The sequence below is a fragment of the Dactylosporangium siamense genome, assembly GCF_016862795.1.
GTDB lineage: Bacteria > Actinomycetota > Actinomycetes > Mycobacteriales > Micromonosporaceae > Dactylosporangium > Dactylosporangium siamense.
Genome location: NZ_BONQ01000027.1, coordinates 1 through 6,649 on the forward strand (window position 1 = coordinate 1; position 6,649 = coordinate 6,649).

General features: G+C 73.2%; 5 protein-coding genes. 1 reads left to right on the forward strand and 4 read right to left on the reverse strand.

Features of this window, described 5'->3' with window-relative positions; all coding sequences use genetic code 11:
- Positions 1-60 precede the first annotated feature (60 nt).
- Positions 61-174 carry a hypothetical protein gene (locus Dsi01nite_RS09410; protein ID WP_308442032.1) on the forward strand — a complete coding sequence of 38 codons (114 nt, stop codon included), beginning with the start codon at positions 61-63 and terminating at the stop codon, positions 172-174.
- On the opposite strand, the gene Dsi01nite_RS09415 is transcribed toward Dsi01nite_RS09410, so the two are convergent.
- From Dsi01nite_RS09415 to Dsi01nite_RS09430, 4 genes are read right to left on the reverse strand one after another with little or no spacing between them, the layout of a single operon-like run.
- Complete coding sequence (locus Dsi01nite_RS09415; protein WP_203845675.1) at positions 146-1,249, reverse strand: Gfo/Idh/MocA family protein; 1,104 nt, start codon at positions 1,247-1,249, stop codon at positions 146-148. The genes Dsi01nite_RS09410 and Dsi01nite_RS09415 overlap by 29 nt on opposite strands.
- Positions 1,234-1,851 (reverse strand): ThuA domain-containing protein, encoded by a 618-nt coding sequence (locus tag Dsi01nite_RS09420; RefSeq protein ID WP_203845676.1) that lies wholly within the window; start codon positions 1,849-1,851, stop codon positions 1,234-1,236. The genes Dsi01nite_RS09415 and Dsi01nite_RS09420 overlap by 16 nt, the downstream gene beginning before the upstream one ends.
- On the reverse strand, positions 1,848-5,747 hold the full coding sequence (locus Dsi01nite_RS09425) for a discoidin domain-containing protein (RefSeq protein ID WP_203845677.1): 3,900 nt from the start codon (positions 5,745-5,747) through the stop codon (positions 1,848-1,850). Before Dsi01nite_RS09425 ends, Dsi01nite_RS09420 begins: the two co-directional genes overlap by 4 nt.
- Positions 5,744-6,637: an NAD-dependent epimerase/dehydratase family protein gene (locus tag Dsi01nite_RS09430; RefSeq protein WP_203845678.1), complete on the reverse strand. Its 894-nt coding sequence runs from the start codon at positions 6,635-6,637 to the stop codon at positions 5,744-5,746. Before Dsi01nite_RS09430 ends, Dsi01nite_RS09425 begins: the two co-directional genes overlap by 4 nt.
- Positions 6,638-6,649: the final 12 nt, after the last annotated feature.

The window sequence follows — 6,649 nt, forward strand, 5'->3', positions numbered from 1 at the left end:
GAGCCGTTCCAGCGGCTCGCGGCCGGCCGCGCCGCCGGGGCCCGCTCGACCGGCCTCGGGCTGGCGATCGTGCGCTCGATCGTGCGCGCGCATCAGGGCACGGTGACGGCGACCCCGAACGACGACGGCGGGCTGACGGTGACCGTCACGCTCCCGGCTCAGGCACCGCGCTGAGCGGCACCGGCGCCGGAACGACGCAGGTGCTGGCGACGTCGAGTGAGGTGCCGGTGGCGGCGGCCTCCAGCAGCCGCTCCATCACGTCCAGGACGTGGAACGCCAGCTCACCCGACGCGCGCGGGGACGTGCCGTCGCGCAGGGACCGGGCCAGGTCCGCGACGCCGTAACCGCGCGCCGCGTCGCGGTAGCCGGCCCGGTCCGGGACGTCGGCCCAGTCCTGCGTCGCCGCCGTGAACAGCCGCACCGGGCCGGTGAAGTTGTTCGGGTCCGGCACCGACAGCGACCCCGATTCGCCGTACACCTCGATCCGCGGCAGCTGGCCGGCCCAGATGTCGAAGCTCATCATGAGCGTGGTCACCGCGCCGCCGGTGTGTTCGAGGACGCCGGTCACGTGGGTGGCCACCTCGACCGGAAAGACCGTGCCGGCGTTCGGCCCGGAGCCGACCTCGCGGGTCGCGCGCGGGGTGGCCGTCACGCCGGTGACCCGGCGGACCGGGCCCAGCAGGTGCACCAGCGCGGACAGGTAGTAGGGACCCATGTCGAGCAGCGGCCCGCCGCCCGGCTGGTAGTAGAACTCGGGCGACGGGTGCCAGCGCTCGTGACCAGGGGTGATCATGAACGCGGTCGCGGCGAGCGGGGTGCCGATGTCACCGGCCTCGACGCTCGCGCGGGCGGTCTGCAGGCCGGTGCCGAGCACCGTGTCCGGCGCGCAGCCGACGACGAGGCCGGCGCGGGCGGCGGCGTCCAGGACCCCGCGGGCGTCGGTGGTGCCGGCTGCCAGGGGCTTCTCGCCGTAGACGTGCTTGCCGGACGCGATCGCGGCGAGCGCCACCGCGGCGTGGGCCTGCGGCACGGTCAGGTTCAGGACGAGGTCGACGTCGTCGGCGGCGAGCAGCTCCTCGGGTGTCCCGGACCGCACCCCCTCGAACTGCCCGGCCAGGGCCGCGGCGCGACCGGCGTCGAGATCGGCGACGCGGGTCATGGCGACGCCGGGCAGGCGGGCGAACGTGGTGGCGTAGGCCGTGCTGATCTTTCCGGCGCCGATGACGCCGACGTTCAACGTGTCGCCCATGCCAGCCCCCGCATGATGATCTCGTGGTGTTCGGCCACCTCGAGGTCCTCGAGGCGGTGGCCGACGGTGGTGACGAACACCCGTCCCGCGCCCCACCGGGTGGTCCACACGACCGGCATCGTGACGCCGTCGACGTCCGTGACCGCGTGGACCTCGATCGACGGGTCGACGTGCACGCGGTACTGCTCGGTGTGCACGATGAACGGCCCGATCCCCTTCACGACCGGATGGTCGGAGACGGGCCGCACCTCGTAGGTGAGGAAGTCGGCCGGATGGTGCACGAACTGCCCGCCGGTCATGAACTGGTAGTCGGCGGAGGCCCGGAACGCGTCGATGATGCCGCCGTGCCAGCCGGCGAACCCGGTGCCGGCCCGCACCGCGGCGGTCAGGCCGGCCAGCTGCTCCGGCGTGATCGTGCCCATGGTCCAGCACTGGACAATCAGGTCGGCGCGGTCGAGGAGGTCCGCGTCGAGGTACACGTCGAGGCTCTCGGACGTGACGACCTCGACGCCGCGGTCCCGCAGCTGGGTCACGTAGCGGTCGGTGGCCTCGACGGGCCGGTGGCCCTCCCAGCCGCCACGCACGACGATGGCTGTGCTCATGCCGTGTCCTTCGGCGCGAAGTTGGCGGTCAACACCTGGCCGCCGATGACCGTGAACGCATACTCGCGGGCTGTGGACACCTCGACGCCTCCGACGGTCCAGTTCACGAAGCGGAACCCGGGCGCGGCCTTGGCCGAGGCCGTGACCTGGCCGCCGGGCTCGTAGAAGCCCGGCCGCGTCTCGTTGCCCCGCAACCTGACGGTGCCGGCGTGGTCAGGATCCGCCGCCACCGTGACGTTGTGCTCGACGATGTTGATGACCATGACATTGTAGAGCTTCACGCGCCCGGTGCTCGTGGCGCCGTTGTAGCGCATCAGGTTGACGACGGTCACGTCACCGCCGGCGACCTGCACGGTGACGCCGTCGGCGCCGAGGTTGTCGGTGCCCAGGTTGAACACCCGCACGCTGCCGGAGTGCACGACGATCCCGTTGTGCAGGCCGTAGCCGAACGCGTCGGCGACGGTCAGCCGGTTCGCGCCGTCGACCGTGACCAGGTCCGCGTACTTCCGCGTCCAGCCGTCGATCACCTGCGGGAAGAGGTCCTTGCCGAGGACCCAGTTGGGCAGGTGGAAGCCGGTGCGGACGAAGGTGTTGCCGTTGCTGAGCACACCCTCGATCCGCCCGTCGTCGCTCCGGCCGACGGTGACGCCGTGCCGCACGAACGTGCCCTTGATCTTCCTGACCAGGAAGCGGTCGTTGCGGTGCGTGGCCATGTCGATGGCGTTCCACGCGTTCGGCAGGCCGATGTTGACGGCGTAGGTGGCGGTCCCCTGCCCGCGGATCGCGTACGGATACGGGACCAGGCCGCCCGGCGCGGCCGGGTTGTTCTCCGGGTAGAACACCCGCAGGCCGTTGACCCCGGCCCGCTCGCCGCGCAGCGTGATCGCGGCCTGCTCGGTGTCCGGAGCGGCGGTATTGCGCCCGGCGTAGGACATCAGCACGGTGCCGCCGCTGCGACCGTCCTCGTCGCGGTTCGGCACCGCCGAAGCGCCGCGCAGCTCGACTCCGGCGGGGACGACGAGGCGGCCGTTGAGCCGGTACCAGCCGGCGGGGAGGTAGACCACGCCACCGCCGTCGCGCCCGGCCCGGTCCAGCGCGCGCTGGATGCCCGCCGTCGCGTCCTGCGCGGGAAGGTAGCCGTTGCCCCTCGGTGTGCCGTTCACGTCGTAGAGGACCTCGCGGCGGGGCTTGACGACGACGGGTTCCGCGTCGTCGGTGGGCGGGTCCCCGGCGAGCTGGTGCACCGTTCCCTGGACCGCGCCGACGAGTTCGGTGCCGGTAAGCTTCACGTAGCCGCCGCCGTTGTTGACCACCGCGGCCCGGGTGCCTTCCAGCCGGCTCGCCGCCATGGCCAGCCCCCACCGCGCGTCGAACTGGTCGACCTGCAGCGCGACGTCGGTGCGCAGCAGCCGCACCCGCTGGAAGACGCCGGTGAACTCGGCCCGCAGCCCCCGCACGACGTGGATGCCGACCCGGTAGTCCGCCGCGGACAGGTCGGTGAACTGGTCCCACTCCAGGTCGCCGAGGACGAACCCGGTGCCGTGCGCGCGGGTCCACGCGTCCAGGGTGCTCCGCCGCGGCGGGTGGAACGCCGCGGGGGCCTCGGCCCAGTAGCCGTTGCTGAACCTGATGTTCTCCCACGTGCCGACGTCGGCGCCGTTGTACGCCTCGACGCCTTCCAGCAGCGCGGTGCCCCTGACGTTGCGCACCGTCGCCGACTCGTGCGTCTGGCCGTTGCCGGGCGGGCGCCCCCGTTCGTCGCGCATGGTGCTGATGCCGATGCCGCGGTACGAGTTGAGCATGGTCACGTCCGAGACGGTGCTCATCATGTAGTTCTCGTCGCCGGCCCAGGCGCTGCCCGGGATCTCGAACGTGAAGTTGTAGGGCACCGGGTCGGTCCCGCTCTGCCGCGGGTAGTAGGTGGTGACGCCCACGACGCCGGCGCTGCCGCCGATGCGGAACAGCACCGGGCCGGTGTCACCGGCGGGCAGGTCCGCGCTGACGAGCGTGCCGTAGTCGCCGCGGCCCTGATCCGGGTCGCGCCGGTCACCGCGCACCGTGCAGAAGGCCGGCACCTCGACCGTGCTGGTCACCCGGTACGTGCCGGCCGGGAGCCAGACGGTCCCGCCACCGGCGTCGTAGCAGTCCCACAGGGCCGCCTGCAGTGCCGCCGTGGCGTCCCGGCGACCGGTCAGGTCGGCGCCGTAGGCGGTGGCGTCGAAGTCCGCGACGACCGCGTCGGTGCTCGGATACCTGGTCTTGACGAGCTTCGGCGTCGTGGTGACGACCCGCTGGTCGCGGATCTGGAGTCCGGCCACGTCGAAGCCGGTGAGGCCGGCGGCGTACCCGGTGAGGTTGACCCGGACGTACCGTGCGGTGACCGTGGCGAACCGGGTCCGCGACGAGCCGTTGCCGCCGCTCGCGCCGTTGCGTCCGACGGCGGTGTAGGCGGTGCCGTCGGCGGAGACCTCGACGGTGTAGTCGGGCGAGTAGGCGTTGCCCCACTGGACCAGCACCTCGTTGACGGATCGCGCCGTGCCGAGATCGGCCCGCAGCCACTCCCCCTTGCCACCGGTTCCGCTCGTCCAGGCGGTGGTCGGGTCGCCGTCGTTCGCCGCCGCCGGGCTCGAACCGCCGGCGGTGCTGCTCGCGGTGAGCGTGGCACGGCGGGCCAGGTCGGTGTCGACGGCCGACGCACGGAACGCCTGGTACGTGTCGTGCAGGCCGCGCAGCGCCGCCGCCACCTGCGCCTCGGTCGCCCCCGTGGTGTCGAGGACCGCCTGGGCCCGGGCGACGGCCGCGGTCAGGGTCGCCTTCGAGCCGGGCGGGTACTGCCCGTCGCGGGTCCCCTCACGGGCCGCGGACACAGCCAGGTTCGCCGTGGCGACGAGGTCCCGCAGACCGGCCTTCACGTCGAGCCGGCGCGGGACGACGGTCACCCGCACGGCGGCGACGGTGAGCTCGACCGGGGACCCGTCGTGAGTGAGCCGGAAGTCCGCGCCGTTGGTGCGGTTGGTCAGGATCGCGTCGTCGAGGACGAAGTCCTGCGTCTTCCACGTCTGGCTGTCGCCGTAGGTGACGGCCGCCGACGGCTTGAACCTGTCGGCGATGTCCTCGCCCGGCGAGTCGTAGTGCAGGAACAGCGTGCCGTTGCCCGAGTCGAGGTAGTCGACGGAGACCATCACGATGTCGGTGGTGTCGTAGGCGTAGCTGTCCGAGACGTTCAGGTACAGGTAGTTGGTCCCCGGCGGCGGCGCGGCGGCATTGGTCTTCCAGTAGCCCCGCCCGGCCGCGGCGCCGGTGACCAGCCCGGCCTCGTTGTCACCGGCCCGCGGGCTCAGGCCGGTGTCCGTCGCGGTGGGGCCGAGAACGGCCTGCGGTCCGGTCCTGGTGATGCGGACCTGGGCGACCGTGAGGTCATTGTCCGTTGCGGCGAGGCGCAGCTCACCCGTGAGCGCGGCGCCCTCGAGCCCGACCGCCGCCAGCCGCCAGGTGTTGGTGCCGGCGAGGTCGGCGACGGTCTTCGTGTCACCGGACGGGGTGCGCAGCGTCACCTGCCCGCTGCCGGCGTCGTAGTAGGTGACCACGACGACGACCGGCGCCTGGGCGGCACTCGCGGCGTAGCCCGCGTCCGAGGTCAGGCCGAGGTAGCTCGTGCCCGCGGCGACCTGCGTCTGCCAGTAGCCGCGGCCGTCCAGGGTGCCGGTGCGCAGGCCCGCCGGGTCGTCGCCGGCGCGGGCCCGCAGTCCGAGCGTGACCGGTTCCGGGCCGAGGTCCACGCCGACGCCGCGGGGGTACATGACCGGGCCGGCCGCGGCGTGTGCGGCGCCGGCGGGCACCAGGAGGGCGGCCGCCGCGACGACGGTCAGCCAGACGAGAGACCATCGGGATGTCATGGGTTGCCTCCGGGATCGGGACGCCAGCCGTGCACGGGAGCGAACCCGAGCACGGTTTCGGCCAGGCGGATGTCGATGAGGCTCTGGTGGTCGGTGAGGTCGGCCCGCACCGCGGCCGCGGGGTGGTAACGGTGCAGCAGCTCGCGCGTCGGCACGGCGGTCGTCGTGTCGGCCGCGGCGATGTTGAGCACGTGGTGCCCGGTCAGGTCCGCGGTCACGGCGGCGTGCGCGGCCCGTGCGACGTCCCGCGAGTCGACCCACGCCCACAGGTCGCGGCGGTTGCCGGCCGGGTCGCGGCGCACGGCGTCGAGCCGCTCGCGAAGCCGCTCCCCCGTGCCCGCGAACGGGAACCGCAGGCACACCGTGGACACGCCGAACCGGCGGGTGGTGAACGCCGCGATCTCCTCGGTGAAGGTCTTCGACAGCCCGTAGGAGTCGACGGTCAGCGACGGGTGCCGCTCGTCGACCGGCACGTAGTGCGGCGACAGGTCGCGGTCCGCCCAGGCCAGACCGACCGCGGAGAAGCTGGACGAGGCGACGACCCGCCGCACGCCGTGGCGACCGGCCTCGGTGAACACCAGGTACGCCGACGTGGTGTTGCCCTGCAGCGTCTCGTGTTCCGGCACGATGCCCGGGGCGGGGATCGCCGCCAGGTGCACCACCGCGTCCACGCCACCCGCGGCGATGGCCGCCGGGCCGTTGAAGCACTCCGCGACGAACCCGGGGTCGCGCAGGTCACCGACCAGGCGCGCGGCGGCACCCGGGGCCGGCCGGTCGACCCGGTCGGTGGCGAGGACGGTCAGCCCGGCGTCGACCAGTTCGGCCACGACGAGCTGCCCGATGCCGCCGGCGGCGCCGGTGACCAGTACCGCACCCGTCCGATGGCTCATGCGTCCTCACTT